Source organism: Nitrosospira sp. TNL200, from assembly GCF_055386305.1.
Window position 1 is genome coordinate 2,705,606 of the sequence record NZ_AP041003.1, and the last position, 25,029, is coordinate 2,730,634.

General features: G+C 55.4%; 25 protein-coding genes. 6 read left to right on the plus strand and 19 right to left on the minus strand.

The features are described 5' to 3' along the window. The first annotated feature begins 214 nt into the window (after positions 1–214). On the plus strand, positions 215–2,815 hold the full coding sequence (gene mutS, locus ACZ5CE_RS12230) for a DNA mismatch repair protein MutS (RefSeq protein ID WP_464577508.1): 2,601 nt from the start codon (positions 215–217) through the stop codon (positions 2,813–2,815). Positions 2,816–2,870: 55 nt separating this feature from the next. Here mutS and ACZ5CE_RS12235 read toward each other — a convergent pair whose 3' ends face one another. From ACZ5CE_RS12235 to rpsB, 13 genes are all read right to left on the minus strand, one after another. After that, a complete protein-coding gene (locus ACZ5CE_RS12235) occupies positions 2,871–3,350 on the minus strand; it encodes an FKBP-type peptidyl-prolyl cis-trans isomerase (RefSeq protein ID WP_464575184.1) in 480 nt (159 codons plus the stop codon). A 226-nt stretch (positions 3,351–3,576) separates the two neighbouring features. Further along, complete coding sequence (rnhB, locus tag ACZ5CE_RS12240; protein WP_464575185.1) at positions 3,577–4,155, minus strand: ribonuclease HII; 579 nt, start codon at positions 4,153–4,155, stop codon at positions 3,577–3,579. Between the two features lie 93 nt (positions 4,156–4,248). Next, positions 4,249–4,686 (minus strand): 3-hydroxyacyl-ACP dehydratase FabZ, encoded by a 438-nt coding sequence (gene fabZ, locus ACZ5CE_RS12245; protein WP_464577509.1) that lies wholly within the window; start codon positions 4,684–4,686, stop codon positions 4,249–4,251. Positions 4,687–4,810: 124 nt separating this feature from the next. Next, positions 4,811–5,314, minus strand: a complete 504-nt coding sequence (locus ACZ5CE_RS12250) for an OmpH/Skp family outer membrane protein (protein WP_464577510.1) — start codon at positions 5,312–5,314, stop codon at positions 4,811–4,813. A 211-nt stretch (positions 5,315–5,525) separates the two neighbouring features. Next, complete coding sequence (bamA, locus tag ACZ5CE_RS12255) at positions 5,526–7,808, minus strand: outer membrane protein assembly factor BamA (protein WP_464575186.1); 2,283 nt, start codon at positions 7,806–7,808, stop codon at positions 5,526–5,528. A gap of 3 nt (positions 7,809–7,811) precedes the next feature. Beyond that, positions 7,812–9,179: an RIP metalloprotease RseP gene (gene rseP / locus ACZ5CE_RS12260; protein WP_464575187.1), complete on the minus strand. Its 1,368-nt coding sequence runs from the start codon at positions 9,177–9,179 to the stop codon at positions 7,812–7,814. 227 nt (positions 9,180–9,406) lie between these two features. Next, complete coding sequence (ispC, locus tag ACZ5CE_RS12265) at positions 9,407–10,594, minus strand: 1-deoxy-D-xylulose-5-phosphate reductoisomerase (RefSeq protein ID WP_464575188.1); 1,188 nt, start codon at positions 10,592–10,594, stop codon at positions 9,407–9,409. Continuing rightward, positions 10,591–11,412: a phosphatidate cytidylyltransferase gene (locus ACZ5CE_RS12270; RefSeq protein ID WP_464575189.1), complete on the minus strand. Its 822-nt coding sequence runs from the start codon at positions 11,410–11,412 to the stop codon at positions 10,591–10,593. Before ACZ5CE_RS12270 ends, ispC begins: the two co-directional genes overlap by 4 nt. A gap of 50 nt (positions 11,413–11,462) precedes the next feature. Further along, a complete protein-coding gene (uppS, locus tag ACZ5CE_RS12275) occupies positions 11,463–12,260 on the minus strand; it encodes a polyprenyl diphosphate synthase (RefSeq protein ID WP_464575190.1) in 798 nt (265 codons plus the stop codon). A gap of 109 nt (positions 12,261–12,369) precedes the next feature. Then, the gene (frr, locus tag ACZ5CE_RS12280; protein WP_464575192.1) at positions 12,370–12,927 is read right to left on the minus strand and encodes a ribosome recycling factor; all 558 of its coding nucleotides are present in this window, start codon (positions 12,925–12,927) and stop codon (positions 12,370–12,372) included. 90 nt (positions 12,928–13,017) lie between these two features. Beyond that, the gene (gene pyrH / locus ACZ5CE_RS12285) at positions 13,018–13,734 is read right to left on the minus strand and encodes a UMP kinase (protein ID WP_464575194.1); all 717 of its coding nucleotides are present in this window, start codon (positions 13,732–13,734) and stop codon (positions 13,018–13,020) included. A gap of 8 nt (positions 13,735–13,742) precedes the next feature. Next, positions 13,743–14,651: a translation elongation factor Ts gene (gene tsf / locus ACZ5CE_RS12290; RefSeq protein WP_464575196.1), complete on the minus strand. Its 909-nt coding sequence runs from the start codon at positions 14,649–14,651 to the stop codon at positions 13,743–13,745. Positions 14,652–14,724: 73 nt separating this feature from the next. Then, a complete protein-coding gene (rpsB, locus tag ACZ5CE_RS12295; protein ID WP_464575198.1) occupies positions 14,725–15,462 on the minus strand; it encodes a 30S ribosomal protein S2 in 738 nt (245 codons plus the stop codon). A 387-nt stretch (positions 15,463–15,849) separates the two neighbouring features. Here rpsB and ACZ5CE_RS12300 point away from each other — a divergent pair, with 387 nt between their 5' ends. The 5 genes from ACZ5CE_RS12300 (at position 15,850) to ACZ5CE_RS12320 (ending at position 18,288) form a co-directional block, all read left to right on the plus strand. Next, positions 15,850–16,257, plus strand: coding sequence for an ElaB/YgaM/YqjD family protein (locus ACZ5CE_RS12300; protein WP_464575200.1), 408 nt, complete (start codon positions 15,850–15,852; stop codon positions 16,255–16,257). 21 nt (positions 16,258–16,278) lie between these two features. Beyond that, entirely contained in the window at positions 16,279–16,647 is a 369-nt protein-coding gene (locus ACZ5CE_RS12305) for a phage holin family protein (protein ID WP_464575202.1), read from the plus strand. Further along, positions 16,644–17,012, plus strand: a complete 369-nt coding sequence (locus ACZ5CE_RS12310) for a hypothetical protein (RefSeq protein WP_464575203.1) — start codon at positions 16,644–16,646, stop codon at positions 17,010–17,012. Before ACZ5CE_RS12305 ends, ACZ5CE_RS12310 begins: the two co-directional genes overlap by 4 nt. 82 nt (positions 17,013–17,094) lie before the next feature. Next, on the plus strand, positions 17,095–17,388 hold the full coding sequence (locus tag ACZ5CE_RS12315) for a hypothetical protein (RefSeq protein ID WP_464575204.1): 294 nt from the start codon (positions 17,095–17,097) through the stop codon (positions 17,386–17,388). A 276-nt stretch (positions 17,389–17,664) separates the two neighbouring features. Further along, positions 17,665–18,288, plus strand: a complete 624-nt coding sequence (locus ACZ5CE_RS12320; RefSeq protein WP_464577512.1) for a shikimate kinase — start codon at positions 17,665–17,667, stop codon at positions 18,286–18,288. 28 nt (positions 18,289–18,316) lie between these two features. Here the strand turns inward: ACZ5CE_RS12320 and def are convergent, their stop codons facing one another. The 6 genes from def to ACZ5CE_RS12350 form a co-directional block, all read right to left on the minus strand. Then, complete coding sequence (gene def, locus ACZ5CE_RS12325) at positions 18,317–18,850, minus strand: peptide deformylase (RefSeq protein ID WP_464575205.1); 534 nt, start codon at positions 18,848–18,850, stop codon at positions 18,317–18,319. Further along, the gene (locus tag ACZ5CE_RS12330; protein WP_464575206.1) at positions 18,840–19,586 is read right to left on the minus strand and encodes an S-methyl-5'-thioinosine phosphorylase; all 747 of its coding nucleotides are present in this window, start codon (positions 19,584–19,586) and stop codon (positions 18,840–18,842) included. The genes def and ACZ5CE_RS12330 overlap by 11 nt, the downstream gene beginning before the upstream one ends. Before the next feature lie 75 nt (positions 19,587–19,661). Next, positions 19,662–20,210, minus strand: a complete 549-nt coding sequence (locus ACZ5CE_RS12335) for a hypoxanthine-guanine phosphoribosyltransferase (protein WP_464575207.1) — start codon at positions 20,208–20,210, stop codon at positions 19,662–19,664. 301 nt (positions 20,211–20,511) lie between these two features. Then, a complete protein-coding gene (galU, locus tag ACZ5CE_RS12340) occupies positions 20,512–21,396 on the minus strand; it encodes a UTP--glucose-1-phosphate uridylyltransferase GalU (protein WP_464575209.1) in 885 nt (294 codons plus the stop codon). A 182-nt stretch (positions 21,397–21,578) separates the two neighbouring features. Beyond that, on the minus strand, positions 21,579–23,651 hold the full coding sequence (gene ligA, locus ACZ5CE_RS12345) for an NAD-dependent DNA ligase LigA (RefSeq protein WP_464575210.1): 2,073 nt from the start codon (positions 23,649–23,651) through the stop codon (positions 21,579–21,581). Continuing rightward, positions 23,652–25,022 carry a cell division protein ZipA C-terminal FtsZ-binding domain-containing protein gene (locus tag ACZ5CE_RS12350; protein WP_464575211.1) on the minus strand — a complete coding sequence of 457 codons (1,371 nt, stop codon included), beginning with the start codon at positions 25,020–25,022 and terminating at the stop codon, positions 23,652–23,654. Between the last annotated feature and the right edge of the window lie 7 nt (positions 25,023–25,029).

The following is a 25,029-nucleotide window of genomic DNA, read 5'->3' on the forward strand; positions in this document are numbered from 1 at the left end:
ATCCCGATTTTACCAGCAACGCGCTCAGCGAGGATTTATTCAGCGCTTCCCTAATACCCTTGCATTAGCCTGATAGAAATTAGCCACTTATAACTAAATTGACGGTCGCTATTTTTGGGCCGGATTAATAAATAGTATTCAATAGCTTGATTAAAGATAGTTGAATTCATTACTCAGCAATAACGAAATTAACGACTTGGAAAAACACACGCCCATGATGCAGCAGTATCTGCGCATCAAGGCGCAACATCCCGATATGCTGATGTTTTACCGCATGGGGGATTTCTATGAATTATTCTTTGATGACGCCGAAAAAGCCGCAAAACTGCTGGATATCACACTGACCCGGCGGGGGGTTTCAGCGGGCGAGCCCATCAAGATGGCAGGTGTGCCCTACCATTCGGCCGAGCAGTATCTGGCGAAACTGGTGAGGCTTGGTGAATCGGTGGTCATCTGCGAGCAGACCGGTGATCCGGCGACCGCCAAGGGTCCCGTGGAGCGTCAGGTCACGCGCATCATTACCCCGGGAACATTGACCGATGCAGCGCTGCTGGAAGAAAAGCGCGACTGCACGCTGCTTGCCATAAGCGTGCGCGAACCGGCCTTGGGGATGGCATGGCTCAATCTGGCGGCAGGCCAATTTCGCGTCCTGGAGACCCGCGTCGGCGATCTCACAAGCGAGCTCGAGCGCCTGAAACCGGCGGAAATTCTCCTGCCGGAGCCGCTCGCGCTGCCTGAGCTCGAAGCCACGGCGGCGCGCGAGAAACTGTGCCTCAAGCGGCTGCCGTCCTGGCACTTCGATGAGGATGCCGCGGTTCGCAATCTCTCGAGGCAATTTGAAACCCATGACCTGTCCGGTTTTGGCTGCGAAGACCTGAGCATTTCCCTGGGGGCGGCCAGCGCCCTGCTGGATTACGTCCGCTTGACGCAAGGCATGAATATCGCCCACATCCAGGCATTGAAGGTGGAGCGGGACGACGCCTTCGTGCGCATGGATGCAGCGACCCGCCGCAACCTGGAAATCTCCGAAACCATACTGGGAGATGCCTCCCACACTTTGCTCTCCCTGCTCGATACCTGCGCGACCAACATGGGAAGCCGCATGCTCAGGCACTGGCTGCATCATCCCCTGCGCGACAGGGCCACGATCCAGGATCGGCTCGAAGCGGTATCCTTTTTGATGAATGAAGCGGACCCGGCTCCTTATCTCGTCATTCGCCAGCATTTCAAGCATATGGCCGACATCGAGCGCATTGCCGCCCGTATCGCATTGAGGTCGGCCCGCCCCAGAGACCTGTCGGGACTGCGCGACAGTCTGCAGCAATTACAGCAGGCAACCGCGGCCATTGCCGGTCTTACGGATCTTGCCGGGCAAGCCACGCATCACATCAACGCATTGAGGCGGGCAATGGAACCCGACTCCGCACTTGCCGCGCTTCTGGAAAAATCCTTGATGGAAGAACCAAGTGTGGTATTGCGTGCAGGCGGCGTCCTGGCCGATGGCTACGACGCGGAGCTGGATGAGTTGCGCGCCATGCAGAACAACTGTGGCGAGTTCCTGCTGGAACTGGAAATGCGGGAAAAAGCCCGTACTGGCATTGCCAGCCTTAAAGTGGAATATAACCGCCTCCATGGATTTTACATCGAGGTCACGCATGCCCATAGCGATAAGATACCCGGCGATTACCGCCGAAGGCAGACGCTGAAGAACGCCGAGCGGTATATCACCCCCGAGCTGAAAACCTTCGAGGAAAAAGCGCTGTCCGCGCAGGAGCGCGCCTTGCAGCGTGAAAAATTCCTGTTCGATGTGCTATTGGATAGGCTTGCACCCTTTGTGACTCATGTGCAGCAAATCGCTCAGGGCATCGCCGAACTGGATGTGCTGGCCACCTTTGCCGAACGTGCGCTTGCGCTCGGCTACGTCATGCCGTTTTTCACTGGCGAAGCGGTGATCGAAATCAAGGCGGGACGTCATCCCGTGGTGGAAAAACAGGTGGAAGACTTTGTCGCAAACGATTTGCGGCTGGGCGCCGGAGAAAACGGAACGCGCCAGATGCTTATCATTACCGGTCCCAATATGGGCGGCAAGTCGACCTACATGCGCCAGGTCGCGCTAGTCGCCCTGCTGGCGCACTGCGGGAGCTTCGTCCCGGCAAACAGCGCGCGCATCGGCCCTCTGGATCGGATATTTACCCGCATTGGCGCATCCGACGATCTTGCGGGAGGACGCTCGACCTTCATGATGGAAATGACCGAAGCCGCCAATATCCTGCATAACGCCGGCGAGCAAAGCCTGGTATTGATGGATGAAGTGGGCCGAGGTACTTCCACTTTCGATGGCCTGGCGCTGGCCTTTGCCATAGCGCGGCACCTGCTGGAAAAAAATCGCAGCTATACGCTGTTCGCAACGCATTATTTTGAACTGACACGGCTGGCGGAAGAATTCCCGCAGATCGCCAATGTCCATTTGCGGGCGATCGAGCACAAGCATTCCATCGTGTTCCTGCATGCGGTCAACGAAGGTCCGGCCAGCCAGAGCTATGGGCTTCAGGTGGCCGCGCTGGCGGGCGTGCCTGAATCCGCAATCCGGACCGCACGAAAATACCTCGTAAAACTGGAACAGGGAAACGTGAAGCGGCAGCCGCAAGGAGACCTGTTTGCCGGGGCGGCACTACCTGAAAGCACGCAGCGGGAACACCCTGCCCTAACGCGGTTGCAGGCAATAGCGCCAGACGAACTGAGTCCTCGGCAAGCCCTGGAGCAACTTTACGAAATGAAAAAGATGATGCAGAAGGACAGCCAGCCAAAAGAGTAGTCGGAAGGCAAAACGACTGACGCCCAGCCCGCCTGCTGCTTGATCCGGTTGCCGATCAGTGCGCGTGACCGTGAATCCCATGGGCATGGCCGTGAGACAATTCCTCCGCGGTAGCGGGACGCACGGCGGTGACAGTGCAATCGAAGCGCAAGGTCATACCCGCGAGCGGATGGTTCCCATCCACGATCACCTTGTCATCCGCGATGTCAGTTACGGTGTAGACGGTCACCTCATCCGAACCTTCTTCCCCGCCTTCAAACTGCATGCCGATTTCGACATTTTCCGGGAATACATCCCGCGGCTCCATTCTTACCAGCTCGGCGTCATATTCGCCGAAGGTGTATTCCGGCTCCATCACCACAGAGCAGCGATAGCCCACCTCCTTGAGATGCAGCTTCTCTTCCACCATGGGGAAGATACCGTCATAGCCCCCATGCAGATAGCTGATCGGGGAGTCGGGCTTTTCCATTACCTTCCCTTCCATGTCCAGCAATTCATAGTCCAGGGATACAACGGTATTCTTTTCGATCCGCATGGGCACGCCCTCTATCTTCCGTTAAATATCTGTTCAACGTGCAGACTGCACCTGTACTTCCTATCTGCCATTTCCGCCCATTGCTTGCCTGGGAAACCTCGGATCAAGGAAACGAAACGGAGCGGTCCGATTATGGCACTAGCGACAGTCGATGATGCAAATTCTCCTCATTTCCCTGCACGATACCTTGAATTCGCATAAGCTGCAATTCGCCCGATTGTTGCGTTCACGTCTTGCAGTTCACCATGAACTCCCTCACGGGCGCGAAGCTGCGCCGGTGTACCGCCGATACGCCATGAATTTTGAGGGCTGCAAGGTGTTGCTGTGTACAGTATCCCTTATGGCGGTCAAAACCATAAAGCGGGAATCGCCGGTGTAAAGTGGTCATTTCTGCATCCCGCGCCGTTTTTGCAAGAATCGAAGCGGCGGAAATTTCCGGCACGAGATTATCGCCCCTGATTATCGTGGTTACCGGATATCTCAATCGGGGACCATGGGTTCCATCCACGAGCACGCGGGTGGGCCTGAAAGATAGGCCTTCGACCGCGCGCTTCATGGCGAGCAGGCTGGCCTGGAGGATGTTCAGACAATCGATTTCCCGGACGGATGCGGTACCGATTGCCCAGGCGAGTGAATAAGCCTTGATGGCAACGGTCAGCGCGTCTCGCTGTGCTTTCGTTAACGTTTTGGAATCCGCAAGGCCTTCTATCCGGTGCTGCGGATCGAGTATCACGCAGGCTGCGAATACGGGACCCGCCAGCGGTCCCCTGCCGGATTCATCCACTCCGCAAATCCACTCACTCATCGGTCGCCTGCCCCGCTTCCGGATTCCCCATGCCAGAATAATCAGGAAACGGGCTCAACGCCTTCCTCCCGCCAGTTCCACAACCGGCAACCGTTATTGTTTGTTGCGCACGGTGCACATCAGTTCCGCTTCTGTAGCCACACGGCCGTCCACCTCGGCCCGGACAGAATATTTCCAGATACCGATTCGCTCCCGCAGTATGGTTGCCTTGAGTATCAGCTGGTCCCCGGCCTGGACCGGCTTCTTGAAACGGGCGCCGTCTATGCCGACAAAATAATAGACGGAATTCTCATCTACCTGCGTATTCATGGTCTTGAGAGTCAGGATTGCAGCTGTTTGCGCCAGCGCCTCGATAATCAGCACGCCGGGCATGACGGGGTAATGAGGGAAGTGGCCCGGGAAAAAAGGCTCGTTGATGGTAACGTTCTTTAGCGCGGCAATATCCTTGCCAGGCTCCAGTGACAGTACCCTGTCAACCAGCAGGAAAGGATACCGATGAGGCAGGTATTTCAGAATTTCGTGGATATCCATCGACCCACTCACGCTATCCGTTGTTTTTATTGCAGGCTCTTCCATCTTCTTGTCATTTATCATTCGTTGAAAATCATATCCACCAGGCTGGCCGAGTCTTCTCCCGGCAAGCGTTATTGCCTGCCTACTTGTCGGCCAGCGCCTTGATCACTTTTTCGGTGATATCCATGCGCTGGCTGCGGTAGACGAGATCCCGCAATGGCAATATCAGATCGTATTTTTCGGTTTCCGCGATAACCTGGATAGCCTTGGTTGCGCTTAGTTGAAGCGTGGCAACTTCGTCGTTCTGGCGCAAGCTGAGGTCTTCCCGCATTTGCCGCTGAGCACGCTGATACTCGCGATTCAGTGTCGCCAGATCCCGCTCCTTGCCGCGCCTATCAGCTTCCGGCATCGTTTTTCCATCCTTTTCCAGAAGATCCTGCAGGGCTTTTGCCTGGGTAGCCATCTTCTTGATTTCCTGGTCACGCGGGAGAAATTCCTTTTCTATCTTCCTTAGTGCCCGTATCGCAGGCGCCGATTCGGCCAGAACCCTTTCGGTATCGACAACGCCGATCTTGATTTCATCAGCCTGGGCTACGAAAGAACAGCCGATGCCCGCGCAAATAGTCCACGCAGCAGCAACTCGCAGTCGAGCCAATAACACTTGCGTCAATTTTCTCTCCGATTTTATTCGGTTAACTTGGGAACCCCTGAACAAACTACACGCCGATATCCGGCGATCTTTCGGGTAAATTCGCGCGAAAGGCGGCGAGGTACGAGGCCTGTCCGGGCTTCGTCGCGTCTTATGATTATCCTGATTTTACCAGCAACGTACTCCTCGAGGATTTATTCGGGATTCCCTAAAACTGCTGGCCAAATTGAAACTGAAACCGCTGCAGATTATCCCCGGGCTGATTGTTGATGGGCTGCGCAATGCTGACCTTGAGAGGACCCATAGGAGAAATCCACATGACAGCTAGCCCAGCGGAATAGCGTAACCCCTCTTGCGCAGGAATCTGTCCCCCGGGCCCGTATACCGTTCCAGCGTCAACGAATGCGCTCAGCCGGACCGATCTGTCATTCCTCATTCCCGGCATGGGAAACATTATTTCTGCACTGCCGATCACGCGTTTGTTACCCCCCAGCGTCCTGTTATTGGCATCGCGAGGACCCAGCGAGCTGATATTGTAGCCGCGAACAGAAGTATTGCCACCCGCGAAAAAGTTCTTGAAGAAAGGCAGCGGCTTTCCATTATAACCGTCGCCATAGCCCAGTTCTCCGTGCAACATGAGTGTAAAGAGGCTTGAAAGAGGATAATACCATTTGAGCGTGTAGTTCAATTTATAGTAAGTCAGATCTCCTCCCGGCAGACCTGATTCGGCGAATGCGGTCTGCGTGGTGCCGGCGGTTGTCCAGATCGCACTATCCCTGCCGTCGCGCCGCCAGCTGAGCGTTAATGGTATGTTGAGGGTACTCCGCCCGAACTCGTTTACAAAATCGATATTGCGCTGTGGACTGTTTGCACCCAGGGAAACGATCGTATTTTCCGCACCCAGGCCGGCTTGAATGCTGTCTCTTTCGTTGATGGGAAAGCCAAACCGCAAATTGGCTCCGGTGGTATTAGTATTGAAGCTCATCACGGATATCAGAGTGCTGGTATTGAGGGTACGCTTATAAAGATCGAACCCGCCGGTCACGCCGTCGCGGGTGAAATAGGGATCGGTGTATGAGAGCGAATAGGTCTTGTTGACGCTCCCCGTATTGACCATCAAATTAACCAGCTTGCCAGTGCCGAATATGTTGTCCTGAGCAACGGAACCGCTCAGTATCAAGCCCTCCATGTTGGAATAGCCGGCTCCAAACATGACAGCGCCAGTCGGCTTTTCCTTGACTTCGACGTTTACGTCGATTTGGTCGGTAACCCCTTCAACCGCCGGTGTCTCGACATTCACGGCATTGAAGAAATTCAGCCTGTCCACGCGCGTCTTGGAGAGATTGATTTTCGTGGTCGAGTACCAGCCACCTTCGAACTGGCGCATCTCCCGGCGTATCACTTCGTCGCGAGTGCGGCTATTGCCTGTGATATTGATGCGCCGCACATAGACCCGGCGGCCAGGGTCTATGAAAAAGGTAAAAGCCACCTGCTGCTTTTCCTTGTCCAGTTGGGGCGATGCATTGACGTTGGCGAATGCGTAGCCATCGTCCCCAAGACGGTCGGTGATGAGCTTGACGGATTCCGTCAAGCGTTCCCGCGCAAACACATCGCCGGGAGCGATTTTTATCAGCTGGCGCAATTCCTCTTCGGGCAGCAGCAGTTCGCCCCCGAGCTTTACCTCCGAAACCGTGTACTTTGGGCCTTCAGTGATATTGACGGTGATATAGATGTCACGCATGTCGGGTGTAATCGAGACCTGCGTCGACTCGATACTGAATTCGAGGTAGCCTCGATTGAGATAAAAGGACCGCAGCGATTCGAGGTCCGCACCAAGTTTTTGTTTGGAATATTGATCCTCTTTGGTAAACCAGGTCAACAGTCCGGGCGTCCTTAACGCAAATTCGGCCAGAAGTTCTTTTTCCTTGAAATTCTGGTTGCCGACTACATTGATCTTGCGGATTTTGGCAGTCTTGCCCTCATCCACATGGAAGTTGATACCCACCCGGTTGCGGTCAAGCGGGGTCGTCGTGGTAGTGATTTTCACTCCATACTTGCCCCTGGCGATATATTGCTGCTTCAGTTCCTGCTCAGCCCTCTCCAGCAGGGAACGATCAAAGATACGCGACTCCGCGAGTCCCGCCTGCTTCAATCCCTCTTTCAGCTTGTCTTTCTCGAACTCCTTGGAACCCACGATGGTAATTTGCGCGATGGCGGGACGCTCTTCAACTACGACCAGCAGCACGCCTCCTTCCGACTCCAGCCGCACATCCTTGAAAAAACCGGTAGCATAGAGAACCTTGATAGCAGTCGCCGCTTTTTCGTCATCGAGCACATCCCCTACCTTGACCGGTAAATAGCTGAAAACCGTTCCGGCTTCCGTGCGTTGTATTCCTTCGACCCGGATATCCTTCACAATGAACGGTTCGCGCGCCCACGACACCGAAGCGCATAAAAACGACACGAGCGCGACGAGGGAACTGGCCTTCATGCGCTAACCGGACATGAGCCGAGCGACGTCGTTATAGATTGCGCAGACCATCAATGCGAATAACAGCGCCATTCCCATCTGCTGACCTGTCTCCATGGCCTTGACAGAAAGCGGAGCACCTTTCACGACCTCGATCAAATAATACAGCAGGTGGCCCCCATCCAATAACGGGATGGGCAACAAGTTCAATACGCCGAGGCTGATGCTGATGAGAGCAAGGAAAGCCAGGTAGGAGGCAAAACCGAGTTGGGCTGACTTCCCGGCATAATCCGCGATCGTGATCGGACCGCTTATGTTTTTCCACGATACCTCGCCCGCCACCATCTTCCAGAGCATTTGCAGCGTGAACAGGGAAGTTTCCCAGGTCTTCCTTATTGCTTTTGCCATGGCGGCCAGGGGTGGATAGCTTATGCTGATCATCAACTTATCCAGTTCGCCTCGATCGATTTGCGGACCTATGCCAAGTTTTCCCACTTTCCCCCCGCTTTCGGAAGAGATATCCGGCACGATCTCAAGCTGCACGGTTTTGCCGCCGCGGAGAATCTCAAGTTTCAGGAGTTTCCCGGGATTCTTCCTTATATCCAGTACCAGATCTTCCCACAGGGTGATTTTCTTTCCGTCGACTGCAATAATTTCATCACCAACCCGCAGACCGCCGCGCTCTCCCGCACCTCCGGCAACGAGCATCCCCACGATCGGATCCATTGGCGGCTGATAACTGTTCAAACCGATCTTCGCCAGGAAATCCCCTTCCAGATCGCTGCCTTCCACCTGGCTCAGGTCAAGCCGCCGCAAGGCGCTTTCCCCTGCCGGGCTGATGGTGTGGACGCTCACGGAGGCGGCCCTTTCCATCGCCTGGGCCAGCAGCAGCCAGCGGGCGTCCTGCCAGGTTGATACGGCTTCATCTCCGATCCGTGTTATGGTTTCGCCTTCCTGGAAGGAAGCAAATGCCGCAGGCGTAGCGGGAACCACAGGGCCCAGTATGGGTTTCATGCCAGCGACGCCCGACATGAATAAAACCCAGTAAAGAAGTATTGCCAGCAAAAAATTGGCAACAGGTCCGGCTGCAACGATTGCAAACCGATTCGCAACGGGTTTTCGATTGAATGCCCTGGAGAGATCTTCCGGAGCAACCTTCCCTTCCTGCTCGTCGAGCATTTTTACATAACCGCCAAGCGGGAAGGCAGAAATCACCCATTCCGTTTGATCGGTTCCCAGGCGTTTGCGGTATAAAGGCCTGCCGAATCCTACGGAAAAACGGAGCACCCTCACTCCACACCACCGCGCCACCAGGTAATGGCCGAATTCGTGGAAAACGATCAATATCCCCAAGGCCACGACAAATGCGATAATGGTTACAAGGAAAGTCATGGGAGTTTTAGGTGCGGCTCAGACTTGAGTGACTCGGCGGGGTGCAACGCAGAGGAAAGGGGAATGTGCTGCAAAGCGAAGCGGGACAGCCTCGATGTTCGAGGCCATGCCGATTTCTCGTTCCCCCTGCCTCTTTGCTCCGAAGGAACCGATCCGGCTGGAATGAAGCGGATCAAGAAAGAAATTACTCATCAGGACGGCCAGCTTTCGAGGCCAATGACTATCCCTTACGCGAAGCAGGCAAGCCATTCATGCGCGGCCTCACGCGCCACTGCATCCGCCGCCAGCACGTCGCTGAGCGTAGCGATATCCTTGCGGCCAACCCTCTGCATCACGTCACCGATCATTTCGGGAATCGCGGTAAAAGGCATGCGGGATCCAAGGAAAGATTCGACGGCGACTTCATTGGCCGCATTGAGTACTGCCGGCATATTGCCCCCGGATTCCAGCGCCCTGTAAGCAAGCCCCAGGCAGGGAAACCTCTCGAAGTCCGGCGCTTCGAAATCCAGCCGTCCCACCTTGAACATGTCCAGGGGAGTGACCGTCGTTTCGATACGCTCGGGAAAACCCAACGCGTGCGCAATAGGCGTACGCATATCAGGATTTCCGAGCTGAGCCAGCACTGAGCCATCGATATATTCGACCATGGAATGGATGATACTCTGAGGATGGATCACAACCTGGATCTGCTCAGGGTCTGCTTCGAACAACCAATGGGCTTCGATGACTTCCAGACCCTTGTTCATCATGGTGGCCGAATCAACCGAAATTTTCTGCCCCATGACCCAGTTGGGATGCGCGCAGGCCTGCCTCGGCGTAACCGTTTGCAGTGAGCTCAGCGGCGTTTTGCGAAACGGCCCCCCGGAGGCGGTCAGAAGAATACGGCGCACCCCGATCAGTCCCAGGTTTCCGTTGAAATGCTGCGGCAGCGACTGAAAAATCGCATTGTGCTCGCTATCTATCGGAAGCAGGGTGGCTCCGTTCTGCTTGACCACGTCCATAAAAATTCGCCCTGCCATGACCATTGTTTCCTTGTTGGCCAGCAGTACATGCTTGCCTGCGGCAGCCGCTGCGAACGTGGGCCGTATTCCCGCAGCCCCGACGATCGCCGCCATGACGATATCGACTTCAGGCAGCGAAGCCACTTTTTCGAGCGACGCAACACCCCACAGGACTTCGGTAGCAAGGCCCGCGGCGCGAACTTCCATTCGCAACCAGTCCGCACTGGCTTCTTCCAGCAATACCGCATAGCGTGGCTGGAAGCGCTTGCACTGTTCCAGCATCTCCTTGGCGCTGGTATTGGCGGTAAGCGCAGCGACACGGAATCTCTCGGGATGCCGTGCCACCACATCCAGCGTGCTTACGCCAATGCTCCCGGTAGAGCCGAGGACGGTGATATGACGAATGATTATCATGATTCCGACTGTAAATAGAGGAGTGACAGGATGGCCAATGGCAGAGTCGAGGTAAGCGCGTCAATCCTGTCAAGTATACCACCGTGACCGGGTAAAATATTACCACTGTCCTTGACTCCGGCATGACGTTTCAACAATGATTCGAACAGATCGCCGACAATGCCCAGTGCGGCAAGCACCAGAAGCAGCGGCAGCAACCATCGGGCAAGAAACCACTCTTCCGCCGCCCAGCTCCAGCTTAGCGCATAAATGGCAACCGCAGCCAGCGCTCCGGCTACTCCTTCCCATGTCTTGCCCGGGCTGATTTGCGGCGCAAGCTTATGTTTTCCGAGAGAACGTCCGGTAAAGTAAGCGGAGGTATCGGAGATCCAGATTGCCGCCATGAAACCTAGCAGTAAAGCAGGATCGATTGCGCGCAACTGAAATAAGGCAAGACATGTAGGGAGCAGGACTATCCAACCGGCAAGCGCCATCAACAATGGATTCCTGATGGGATGTCTCGCTTTGAGGAAGAGGGGAACGTAAAAGATCCAGAATACTGCTGAAACAGCATAAAGCCATGAGAAGGACAAGGTATACGGATCGGCCAGAATGGACCTGTCCAGCCAAAAGAGCAACTCTCCAGCCAGTATTGCTGTCAAGATGAGATAAATGGCGGAGTGGGCCGCAGAAAATCCGCCCAGCCGCCGCCACTCCCAGGCGCCTGCCACGGTCAGGGCCAGCAGAAGCGCCATCCAGAAAATGGGAGAAAGGTAAAACAGTGCTGCCAGGAAGAGTAGCAGCATGACGACAGCAGTGAGTATCCTGGTTTTAACCATGGCCCGCGCGGATGGCGAGAGCAATGCCGCAGAGTGGAAAAGCGTGAATGCTACGCCGTCTGCTTCGCGGCAAGTTCGCTTCCTCCATTGCCGGATAAGCTTTTCTGAACTTGCTCGCTCGTCCGTCCGAAGCGGCGCTCCCGTTGCTGATAGGATTGAATGGCGAGATCCAGCGCACGCCGGTCAAAATCCGGCCACAGAGTATCGGTGAAATACAACTCGGTATAGGCAAGCTGCCATAACAGAAAATTGCTGATGCGCTTTTCTCCGCCGGTACGAATGAACAGATCAGGTTCCGGAGCGTAATTCAATGCAAAATACGGCATCAAATCCGATTCTTCGAAACCCGCAGCCAGGTGTGCATGCTCGGCAAGCAGCCTGCGCATAGCCTGCATGACATCCCACCGGCCGCCATAATTTGCGGCGATGGTGAGGGTAAAACGCGTATTCTCGGCGGTAAGCGCTTCCCCGTTCCGGATAAACTCGATGATCTTCGATTCGAATTTCGATAAATCACCGATGACCTTGAAGCGTATCCCGTTCTCATGCAGCTTGGTGACTTCCTGCTCCAGGACTGTTATGAAAAGCTGCATCAGAAATGCAACTTCATCCGTCGGGCGGCGCCAGTTCTCGCTGCTGAAAGCGAACAGAGTCAGAAATTCGACACCGCGCTCCATGCAGGCCTTGACCGCGGTGCGTACCGTTTCCACCCCACGCTTGTGACCGGCAACGCGCGGGAGGAATCTGTTTTTTGCCCAGCGGCCATTCCCGTCCATGATGATGGCGATATGTCGCGGAACTGTGCTGATGTCGGGTATTTCCCGGGTTGAACTGGTGGGAGGGGGCATGAGGCAGATAACGTAGAGTTGAGAACCTCTCCAAAATCCAAATTGTCCGTTCTGCTGGGGCTCTGCTGGGGAATAGCATGCATACCCCATCGATCGCTTCTCGTCCGGATCAGATCGCCATCAATTCGGCTTCCTTGATTTGCAACAGCTTATCTATTTCCGCGATGTGGCGGTCCGTAATCTTCTGGATCTCATCCTGGCCGCGACGCTCCTCATCTTCAGCAATCTTTTTTTCCTTGAGCAAATCCTTCAAGTGGGCATTCGCATCGCGCCGGATATTGCGCATCGCTACACGCGCCGTTTCAGCCTCGTGCCTTACTACTTTGGCGAGATCGCGCCGGCGCTCTTCGGTAAGAGGTGGCATAGGCACGCGGATCAATTCACCTACCGTTACCGGATTCAGTCCGAGATCGGAATTTCTGATGGATTTCTCGACCGCGCTCAGCATCTTCTTTTCCCAGGGCGCAACCGTAATGGTGCGCGCATCGGCCAGACTGATATTTGCCACCTGGCTGATGAGCGTAGGCGTTCCGTAATAGTCGACTGTAATATGATCAAGCAGCCCGGTATGGGCTCTGCCCGTTCGCACCTTTCCCAGATCCGCCTTTAGTGCTTCAAAGCTCTTCTGCATTTTTTGCTCAGTCGATTTTTTGATGTCGGCAATCATGGTAGTCGTCGGTAATATAAGAAGCGGAAAGCGGCACGCTGCCGTCGTGCAATGATAGACTGCTCGAAAACGCATTATAGCGCTGATGATTTATACCTGTACCAGCGTCCCCTCGTCTTCCCCCATCACTACCCGCTTTAACGCCCCTGCCTTGAAAATGCTGAAAACCTTGAGCGGCAGCTTCTGATCCCGGCATAGGGTAAGCGCCGTGGCGTCCATTACTTTCAGGTTCTGGGCGATGGCCATATCGAATGTAAGCCGCTGGTAACGTTTCGCCTCGGGGTTGGCATTGGGATCGGAATCATACACGCCATCCACCTTGGTACCTTTGAGAACGATGTCCACGTTCATTTCCATGCCCCGCAGCGCGGCAGCCGTATCGGTGGTGAAAAAAGGATTTCCCGTACCAGCCGCAAAGATCACGACCTTGCCGGACGCGAGATAGCGCATCGCCTTGCCGCGAATGTACGGTTCCACTACCTGATCGATACGAAGCGCCGATTGCACTCTGCTTGCCAGTCCGGCACGGCGCATCGCATCCTGTAGCGCGAGGGCATTCATCACGGTCGCGAGCATTCCCATATAATCGGCAGTGGCGCGGTCCATTCCATCTTCAGCGGAAGTTATTCCACGGAATATATTGCCGCCTCCTATTACAACCGCCACCTGAACTTCCAGTTGGGTTATCTCGACAATTTCCGAAACAATTCTTTCAATTATTGCGCGATTGATTCCATAGCTGTCATCGCCCATCAAGGCTTCGCCCGACAGCTTCAGCAAAATTCGCTTGTAAGAGGGAGTGGTCATGGACTTCGTCAAGCCGGCCGGGCAGCCTTCTCATCCTTCGCCTGATTGACCTGGGCCATTACCTCGGCTGCAAAATCGCCCGATTTTTTTTCGATGCCTTCGCCCAGCACGAATAACGTAAAGGCGTGCACCTTCGCCGACTTCGCTGCCAGCAATTTTTCTACCGTCTGATCCGGGTCTTTTACGAATGGCTGGCCCAGGAGCGTCACTTCGGCAAGATACTTGGCAATCCGCCCTTCCACCATTTTTGCGGCAATGTCACCGGATTTGCCGCTTTCCACTGCTTGCGCCGCGTAAATCTGGCGCTCCCGCTCCAGCAGCTCAGACGACACCTGTTCACGCGAAACGCATATCGGTTTGCTGGCTGCGATATGCATCGCCAGATCTCTCCCCAGCGATTCGTCGCCCCCGCTGTAATCGATCATTACGCCGATTCTGGCGCCGTGCAGGTAGGACGAAAGGCGGCCCTGTGCCGCATATCGCACCAGGCGGCGCACACTGATGTTCTCACCCAACTTCATTACCAGGGCCTTGCGGAACTCCTCCACGCTCTGGCCCGTCTCCAGAATAGCCGGCGCAAGCCCTTCCGTATCTGCCAGATTATTTACAGTCGCCAACTGAGCCAGATCGCGGGTGAAATGGATGAAATCCTCATTCTTCGCGACGAAATCCGTTTCGCAATTGACTTCCACCAAGGCACCGCTTTTGGCATCGGACGCAATATATGCTGATATCATTCCATCGGCCGCGACACGGCCGGCCGCCTTGCTTGCTTTGGCTCCGCTCTTGACACGCAGCAGATCCTCAGCCGCTTTCATGTCGCCTTCAGTTTCAGCCAGTGCTTTTTTGCACTCCATCATGCCAAGGCCGGTGATTTCGCGCAATTCCTTCACCATCCCTGCGGTAATATCCGCCATATGTCACTCCAGGAACAAATTGTTCAAAGATTACCCTCACACCCGCCGGGCTGTCAGGGCCCATTTATCCCATCTAATCCGCCACAGCCTCGTCCGCTTCGGCAAACTCATTCTTTACAAGCTCTTCCATGATCTGGTTGCGCCCCTCCAGAATCGCATCGGCTACGCCGCGTGCATACAGGCGGATTGCCTGGCTGGAATCGTCGTTGCCCGGAATCACGTAATCCAGCCCATCCGGGCTGTGATTGGAATCGACCACTCCTACTATTGGAATTCCCAGTTTTTTTGCCTCTATGATGGCGCCTTTCTGATAGCCCACGTCGATTACAAACATGGCATCGGGAAGGTTTTTCATCTCTTTTATACCGCCAAGGCTGCGATTGAGCTTCTCCAGCTCGCGCTGGATATCCAATGCTTCCTTCTTGGAAAGCTTGTCCAGCGTGCCATCCCCAACCATGGTTTCCATATCGTGAAGACGCTTGACCGATTGCTTGATCGTCTTGAAATTGGTCAACATGCCCCCCAGCCAGCGCTGGTCAACATAGGGAGAACCGCAACGGATGGCTTCCTCCCTGACGATATCGCGCGCTTGCCGCTTCGTTCCCACAAACAGAATGATTCCCTTGTTGGCGGATAACTGGCGAACGTACTTCATCGCCTCCTGGTACATCACCAGGGTTTTTTCCAGGTCTATGATATGTATCCGGTTCCGATGGCCAAAAATATACGGGGCCATCTTCGGATTCCAGAATCGGGTTTGATGTCCGAAATGAACACCCGCCTCCAGCATTTGACGCATGGTTACCGACATGAATTTTCTCCTTTAGGGTTAAGCCTCTATCCGCCGCAATCGCTCTTTCGAAGCACCCTTGGAATGGCGGATATGCGAATTTAATCTGAATACAGAAATTATGGAAAACCCGCTAAGGGCAAGGAACAAGCGGCCACAAATTCAGATTAGCTTGCTATTATAACATTTCTGCCGCGGCCCGCTCAATTGGGATTTCCGAAGCGATGCCAGCAAGGATTTGTTCAGCACTTCCTTAAGTCCGGCAGGTTGCTAGCTCAGCATTGGTATGTGTGTCAACGTACATACCGGTATTGCCGAAACGGGCGACACTATGGACCAGGGTTTGTCAGCCCGCAGTAAGGTATTGGGTAGGGCATTGCTGTTTTATTACAAAAAGGAGAGTGATTCATGAAATCGAATACATCGAACGACACGGATGCGAAGGCGGCGGCGGAGAACCTGGCCAGGCAGGCGGAGACTTCAGCGCGCAATGTGGGAGAGGCGGCAAGATCGGCCGGGCGGCGGGTGGGGTCGGTGGCCAGCGAGGAGCTTTCCAACCTGCGGGCCGACCTGGACGATCTGATTTTGCGCATCCCCAGCCTGTCGGATATCGATCTGGAGGAGGCCAAGGCAAAGCTGATGGACAAGATCGCCGCCACCAGGGAGGCGGCCCGGGATATGGCCGATGATGCCCGCCAGCAGTTCGACGAGGGGGTGGAGTGCTCCCGGCACTATGTCCAGGAACATCCCTTGCAGTCGGTGGGCTATGGCGCGGCCATCGGCTTTCTGGTCGGCCTGCTGATCACCCGGCGTTAATCCGGGCTATCGTCCGCCCCGATGTTCAGGACCGTGGAGAAAGCCAGGCTGCTTGGCGCGCTCGCCCTGGAGCGGGTGGACGAATACCTGGAGCTGGTGAAGATCTCGGCGGAGATCCAGGGGCGGTATCTGCGGCGGCGCCTGGTCCATTTGCTGGTGGTGGCATTGTTTGCGGTGCTGGCTCTCATCTTCCTGGGAGCCGCTCTCATCGCCACTTTCTGGGATACGCCCTATCGGTTGATGGCGGCCTGGGGGGTGGCCGCAGGCTATGCCCTGGTTGCTTTCCTGGCGTTCATGTCCGCTCCGGCGCAACCGGCTGAGGCTTCGACCCTCGATACGGTGCGCAATGAGTTGCAGGAGGATATCAAGCTGATGAAGGATGTGGTATGAGCACGCCCCTGGAAGAGGAAAAACGTGCGCTGCTCGCGCGCATGCAGGCAAGCCGCGAAGTCTATCGCTCGCGCTTTCCACCCCAGACGCAGCCAGAACAGTCCCATGACCCGGCCCCTTCCCCTCTCCACAGTGAACAACTCTTCCCCAGAAGCCATACCTTCAGGTTCGTGCAGCGTCACCCGTATGCCGCCGCCCTGGCTGCTGGCGTCCTGATTGCGGCAATACCGGGAGAAGCGGTTAAAAAGGCGGTGAAGGGCAGCGCCGTGTTTGCAGCGGGAATGATAGGAAGCCAGGCAAGGACATTGATGGTGCGGGAATTGCTGCCCTCGATGATCCGCTTGATGCACTCACGGAAGCAATAGTTCCGTCCCTGGAAATTCCAGCTACCGTTCCGATAGCCATTCTCTCTTGATGAGCCAGCTATTTTTCAGTAAAGGGAATATCGTGAGAATCCCGTCAATATCGCAGGAAAAAGCATTTCAATTATCGATTTCCGCCCTGCTGCTGACCACCTGCGGGACGGTTTTCGGCGAATCCAGGCTGGAAATCAGGGATAAAGCAGTGACACCTCCAATGGAATTTTACGACACAGACAAAGACGGATATGTCTCTGCGGAAGAAGCGGCGGCGCAACGAATGTCGAGCCGCGTTTTTCAAAGCCTGGATATCAATCATGACGGAAGGCTGAACAAGGATGAGTTCAGCAAGATGCCGCCTCTTGGCGTGGAAGAAAGATAATCCTGCCCCCGCACTACTCTGCACGTTACGGCACCCGGACGTAATCCAGGGAACCGCTGAACAAATCTCTGCTGGCGCGACAGCGGCTTTGTGGGATGGGATGCGTAAAAAAGCGGCGACGCGAAGGATTGAGCCGCGTCTTCCGAAGCAAGATGCGGTCCCGCAGCAGAATGCCTGCACCCCAACAATACCGTGGCGCGGTCGATACGGCTTTCATCGCTTGGCACCCGGCGGAACTCCGTTCGTCGCTGATGGCAATTCCGTTACAATTGCATGATGGAACCCTTCAACACGCCAGGAGCGTCTAGCTATCCGATACATACATTGTCCGGCGAAGTGCGGAGAAACATATTTCTGATAGGAATGATGGGGGCCGGCAAAACCACCATAGGTAAACTGCTGGCCCATTACCTGGATAAAACCTTTTTCGACTCGGATCGCGAAATACAGAAAAAAACCGGGGTAAGCATTTCCGTCATCTTTGAAATAGAAGGAGAGGCAGGTTTCCGCAAGCGGGAAACCGAGGTGCTGTCCGAGCTGGTGAGAGGCGAGAATATCGTGCTTTCAACAGGTGGCGGAGCGGTATTGAGTGCAGCAAACCGGGACCTGCTGGCTCGGCATGGCACCGTTATTTATTTACGCGCCACCATCGACGATCTGTGGCGACGAACCCGTCAGGACAAAAACAGGCCCCTGCTGCAAACCACGGATCCCAGAAAACGCCTTGTCGAACTTTATGCCCAACGCGATCCGCTGTATCGGGAAACAGCGCACATCATCGTAGAGAGCGGAAAACGCAGCGCGCGCCACCTGGCTCAATTATTGGCGCAGCAGATTGCGTGCTCCGCCATCAGGACGGGCCAGGAAGAAGGCAATCCAGACGAGAAAACGGGCGCTTGACGTTATTGCTGACGCAGATCCAGGCAATCTACTCGTCCATTGGCGCGCCATCCGGGAACAGGACATCGGTAAAGCCGAAGGTGCGAAAGTCGGTCATCCTCATCGGATATAAAATACCGAGCAGATGATCGCATTCATGCTGCACCACACGAGCGTGGAAACCCTCGACGCTGCGATCTATCGTTTCCCCATGCTGGTCCTTGCCGGTATATCGGACTCTGCTGTAACGCGGCACCATGCCTCGCAACCCCGGAACACTGAGGCAACCTTCCCATCCCGATTCCATTTCTTGCGTCAGCGGCGTAATCACAGGATTTACCAGGACGGTATAGGGTACCTCTTCGGCATCCGGATAACGCGGATTGCGTTTCACGCCGAATATGACGACTTGAAGGCTGACGCCGATCTGGGGAGCAGCGAGTCCAGCGCCATCCAGTGCTGCCATCGTATCATGCATGTCCTGCACCAGCGCCTTCAGCTCCGATGTGCCAAATTCCGCCACCTCTCGAGACACGTCCAGCAGCCGGGGATCACCCATCCTCAACACGGGCTTAATCGACATCCAGCTCCACCGCATACTCGAGGATATTTCTCACTTCAACCATCGCCTTCTCCAGAACCGCGTGCGCGGCCTCCAACCGGATCTCACGAACACTCGTTTTTCTACCGGCGGCATAGTTAGCCACCACTGCGATCGTCGCGTAGCACAAGCCCAGTTCCCTGGCAAGCGCTGCTTCCGGCATGCCGGTCATGCCTACCATGTCGACACCGTCGCGCTCGAACCGATTGATTTCAGCAGCCGTCTCCAAGCGCGGACCCTGGGTAGCGCCGTAAACACCGCCATCGATCACTTTTTTACCGGCATGTCTTGCCGCATCCAGCAAGCGACTGCGCGTCAGCGGGCAATATGGCTCGGTAAAATCTATGTGGGTGATCGGTTTTTCTATGCCTTCGTAATAAGTATACTTGCGGCCGTGAGTGTAATCAATTATCTGGTCTGGAATGGCTATTGCACCGGGAACCAGATCATCGCGTATTCCCCCGACCGAAGCCACGGAAATGACACGCGTCAGATCGAGCGATTGCAATGCCCATAAATTCGCCCTGTAGTTTACCGCGTGGGGCGGAATAATGTGGCCATAGCCGTGACGAGCCAGAAACACAACCTGGTTGTTCTTGATTCTGCCGAAGGTCAGTGGCCCGGAAGGTTCTCCATAAGGCGTTCTCATGACTTTTCGATGCGATATTTCAAGGCAGGGTAGCTGAGCCATGCCTGTGCCGCCAATGATTGCAAGCATATTCAGGAAAGCTGGTGGAAAATTGAGAAAATAAACGCTAAAAGCAGTCCAGTGTGAATCTCTTGGGCCTCGGGGCTATCCGTCCCTCAACGCATATATCGCCGGCAAATTCCGCCAGGCGCCGTAGACATCCATGCCGAAGCCAAACGCATAGCGGTTCGGCAGCGTCAGCCCCACGAAATCGGCACGGATTGGCTTTGGATGGCCGATATCCTTTTCGGCGAGAACCGCGCTGTAAAACGCTGCCGCCCCTTGCCGCATGATGCGCTCGCGTATCGCAGCCAGCGTGATTCCTTCATCCAGGATGTCGTCGAGCACCAGCACCACCCTGTCTTGCACACTGTCCGGCGGCGCAATTTTCCAGTTGATTCCACCCCCCCGGATCTTGTTATCGTAGCGGCTGACATGGAGATAGTCGAAACTGAGCGGGAATGCCAGCAACGGCAGCAATTGACCGGTAAATACGACCGCTCCTCCCATCACGGTCAATATCAGTGGATATTGACCGGATAGCGCCGCCGTGATGTCCTCGGCCATCCGCTTTACCGACTGCGCCACTGCCGACGCGGAAAATAGCTGGTCTGCCTCATCGAGAATTTTTTTGGCGTTACTGGATGTAATCATCAGGGCATGGTCTCTGGTGAACACTCGGCATACTATCAGTGCAGCACTTGCAAACCTTTCAACCTGAATCCGGTAGCTGGACAGGGTGGAGCATGTGGTTTTTGGAGTGCAGGGCAAGGTGCTGCGACGCGGAATGACCATTCCTCCAGTTGCAACGCTGCCATGTGCCGCAAAAATAGCGCAATCCACCCTGAAGCGAACTCACCATGCAGGTGAACGCCAAGTATCGCGGAAAGTCTTTGTGGATCATTGCTCTAAACTGGAAATGAGCTGTCAACTGCCGGATTTAGGTTCAATACCATCAGTGGCCGGAACTACGCCAGCCTCGTGTCTCAAGGTATTGCGCGAATTCCCTGCCCACCTCGGGATGTCCGAGTCCCAGCTCGATCATGGCCTTGAGATAACCTATCTTGGTCCCGCAGTCGTAGCGGATACCCGCAAATTCATACGCCAGGGCTCGCTCTTCCTGCAACAGGGATGCGATACCGTCGGTGAGTTGAATTTCTCCACCCGAACCGGGTTGGACCTGTTCCAGATGTTCAAAAATTTTGGGAGTCAAAACGTAGCGCCCCACCACGCCCAGTGTCGAGGGCGCATCTTCAGGCCGGGGTTTTTCCACGATACCTGTCATGGGATGGAGGCCATTCATTCCCGGCCCGCACTTGACAATGCCGTAATTGACGGTATCTTTCGGCTGCACGTTCTGTACTGCCAGAATGGAACAGCCATTCTGCTCATATACGTGGCAGAGCTGCCGCATGATCGGCTCCGGTCCCAGCAACAGATCGTCCGCAAGCAGTACCGCAAATGGCTCATTACCGACTGCGGGACGCGCGCATAAAACCGCATGCCCCAGCCCCAAAGCTTTGGACTGTCGGATATAAATGCAGTGCGTCTTTTTCGGGAGCATGTTTCGCAGCATTTCCAGGGTATCGCCCCTTCCCCTGGCTTCCAGCTCCGCTTCCATTTCGTAAGCTTTATCGAAATGATCCTCGATGGCCCGCTTATTGCGTCCCGTGATGAAAATCATTTCGGTAATCCCGGCGGCGATGGCTTCTTCCACCGCGTATTGAATCAGGGGCTTGTCCACTATCGGCATCATTTCCTTTGGACTTGCCTTGGTCGCCGGCAAAAAACGGGTTCCCATGCCTGCCACTGGAAAAACGGCTTTAGTAATTTTTGGCATAAACTGTCCGGCAAAAACTCGGGGGTTCGGTAAGACGCCGGGCGAATTCCCCGGGCTCCAGGAAACTTCGGAACAAATCTTCGCCGCGTGTATTGCTGGTAAAATCGGGATGATCGGTCATTCTGCCGCCGCCTTTTGCGCACGCCGTCCTGCCAGACTGCCATCGCGCCAAGGCAGCTTGGTCAAAGATCCCCCAATAGTCGCAAGAGCCCTTCCTCATCCAGCACGGTAACTCCCAATTCAACCGCTTTGTCATATTTACTGCCGGGATCGGCTCCGGCGACGACGTAATCGGTCTTTTTCGAAACCGTTCCTTTAACCCTTCCACCAGCGGCTTCGATTTTCTCTTTTGCATCCTCCCTCGCCAGATTGAGCAAGGCGCCTGTCAATACAAAGGTTTTACCGGCAATTTCGCTGGCATGTAAACTATTGCTGCTTCCCGGATGGGCTATCGCCGCCCGACATGTGCCATCGCCTTCCTTCCATCGTACTCCACAAGCGCGCAATTGCTCGATGACTTCGAGATTGTGCCTCTCGTCAAGAAAGTCAGCAATACTTTCCGCCACTACCGGGCCGATATCCGGCACCTGCTGCAGGGCTTCCACGTCCGCCGCTATCATGGGATCAAGCCCTCCAAAATACCTGGCCAGATCCTTGGCCGTGGTTTCACCAACATTGCGGATGCCCAGAGCATAGATGAATCTCGACAGTGTCGTATCTTTGCTCTTTTCGATGGCTTTCAGTATATTTGTGGCAGACTTGTCCGCAATCCGCTCGAGGGTCGCCAGCGCAGCTATGCCCAATCTATAAAGGTCCGCAGGAGTTCGGACAAGTGCATTCTCGACCAGCTGATTTATCAGTTTCTCTCCCAGGCCATCGATATTCATGGCACGTCGCGATGCAAAATGCAGGATCGCCTGTTTCCGCTGCGCCGGGCAGAACAACCCGCCCGTGCAGCGCGTCAATGCTTCACCGGGCAGGCGCACTGCCTTGGACCCGCATACAGGACAGTCATCGCGCATGACAAAGGGCTTGGCATCGGGCGGTCTTTTCTCTTTCTGTACAGCTACGATTTCCGGAATCACGTCACCCGCCCGGCGCACTATTACATGGTCCCCGATCCTCACATCCTTGCGCTTGATCTCATCCTCGTTATGCAGCGTTGCATTGGTCACCGTGACGCCGCCGACGAACACGGGCTTGAGCCGCGCGACCGGCGTCAAGGCTCCGGTGCGGCCCACCTGCACCCCGATATCGAGCAACTCGGTCGAGGCTTCCTGCGCCGGGAATTTATGTGCCAGGGCGAATCGCGGGGCGCGCGAGACAAACCCGAGCTTTTCCTGCTGGACGAGGCTGTTCACCTTGTAGACCGTGCCATCTATGTCATAGGGCAGGGATACGCGGCTCGCTCCTATTCGCTGGTGATAGTCCAGCAATCCTGCCGCGCCCATGACGACACCGCGCTCGCGCGCCACCAGAAAACGCAGGGATGCCAGATAATCCAGCACATGATCGTGCTTATCCCGCGGCACCTCGCCCTCTTCGGAAACACCTATGCCGTAAGCATAGAAGGTCAGCTTGCGGTTTGCCGAAATGGCGGGATCGAGTTGCCGCAGCGAGCCCGCCGCTGCGTTACGGGGATTGATGAATTCTTTTTCCTTTCTCTCGCGCTGTTGCAGATTAAGCTTTTCGAAATCGGCTTTCAGCATCAGCACCTCCCCGCGCACCTCCATAAACCGTGGCGGACGCCGACCACCGGCAGGACTGCCCAAAAGCTGCAATGGAATCGACTTGACAGTGCGCAAATTCGCGGTGACATCTTCGCCAATGTAGCCATCACCCCGGGTTGCACCGGTCGCCAATAGCCCATCCACGTAGCAAAGGCTTATGGCCAGGCCGTCGAATTTGGGCTCCACCGCATATTCCACGTTATCCAGCCCCAGGGTCTGACGCACACGCCGGTCAAATGCCTCAACCTCGGACACATTGAACGCATTGCCGAGCGAAAGCATCGGCGTACGATGAAAAACCTGTGAAAATTCCTTAAGAGCAGATCCGCCTACGCGTTGGGTGGGAGAATCGAGCGTAACGAGCTGAGGATGGCTTCGCTCCAGTTCCTGGAGTTCCCGAAACAACCCGTCGTACTCGGCATCGGGAATGGCCGGGGTATCCAGCATGTAGTAATTATAATCATGCAGCTCTATTGCATCGCGCAATTCCTTTATCCGCTGAACGATATCTTCCGGAATACTCATTCACGCAAACAATCTCAAGGCGGTCTCGCTGCCCGCGGGGATGCCGCGTGCCGTCATCATGGTCTGGATCGCACTCAGCTGCTGCCTGATTTTTGCAATGCCACTATCGTTCAACTGGAAGCCATTGTCGTCCACCAACACTCCCCCGAGGTCATCGGCGAAAGTATTGGCAAGATGAACCATCTGGGCGAAAACAGCTTCGCCATTTGCCACCTTCGGCACATCGAGAAGAAAAGTGACGCCCCGGGTGGTTAGCGTCCGGATACTGGCAGGAAGAAAAACGGAAGACTCAAAATTACCAAGTGAAAACAGAGGCAAGCCACTTTCATCATAATAATCGAAGACACCTTCTGTTCCCAGTTTCAACCCCGCCGCCTCAGCCAGCATGCGGATTTTCGTGCCCGTAAATACCGCCGCGTCCCTGCTGATAATATTGATGCCGATCATGACATCGACCTCGGTGCAGAACTCATCGAGCGATACGGCTTGAATATAGGCTTCGTGAATGTCGGGGCAGGCGGCGGATGCATTGATGCGTTGCGCAAAGGATTCCGCCATGTCCCGGAACTCGGAAAGGCTGACCTCGCTAATCGGACCGGTACGGTCCACGAGCTTCAGGCGGCCTTTCAGGCTGTGATAGCCTTTGCTCTCCCTTGCGTTGCTCTCCGCCGTGATTTCTTCCCAGCCAGCATCCGCCTCCCTTTGCCCCAGCCATCGCAAGGGCCTGCCAAAATCCATTTTTCGCTGAAGCAACTCCGCGAGACTATATCCGGAGATCGGCTGGTCTCCATTTATGCTGACAACATAATCTACGATCTCGGCATTTTTGTTTTCCTGGAACTTTCGAGGCGCCGGTGCCGCCGGTGCCGCTGGTGCAGTTGGTGCAGTTGGTGCGACCCGCGCAACCGTTGCTGCTGGTGCAACTGGTGCCGCTGGTGCAGCCCGTGCAGTTGGTGCAGTTGGTGCAGCTCGTGCAGTTGGTGCGACCCGCGCAGTTGATGTAGCACGCGCAGTTGATGCAGCACGCGCAGCCGTTGCTGCTGGTGCAACTGGTGCCGCCGCCGGCATTGAGGAAGCCTTGGAATCAGGCGGAGAAACCTTGACCGCGTCCGGTGGAACCAGGGGCGGTGGTTCCGGTGGCACAGCATCCAGCATGTCCGGATCCTGCAGGATCTCCTTGCCCAGTTGCGGTTCGATCCGCCCATTGTCGTCGGCGGTGGCGCCGGTTTTCAGCAGCACATCTTCATGTCGGGAGCCGAACGCCTGCTCCGCGCCCCGCCGATAGCGCCGCTGCTGCATCCAGTTGAACAATACGACTCCCATCACTACTATGAAACCAATAGCGATCAGGCTGATCTGCAATTCACTCATATTCGCA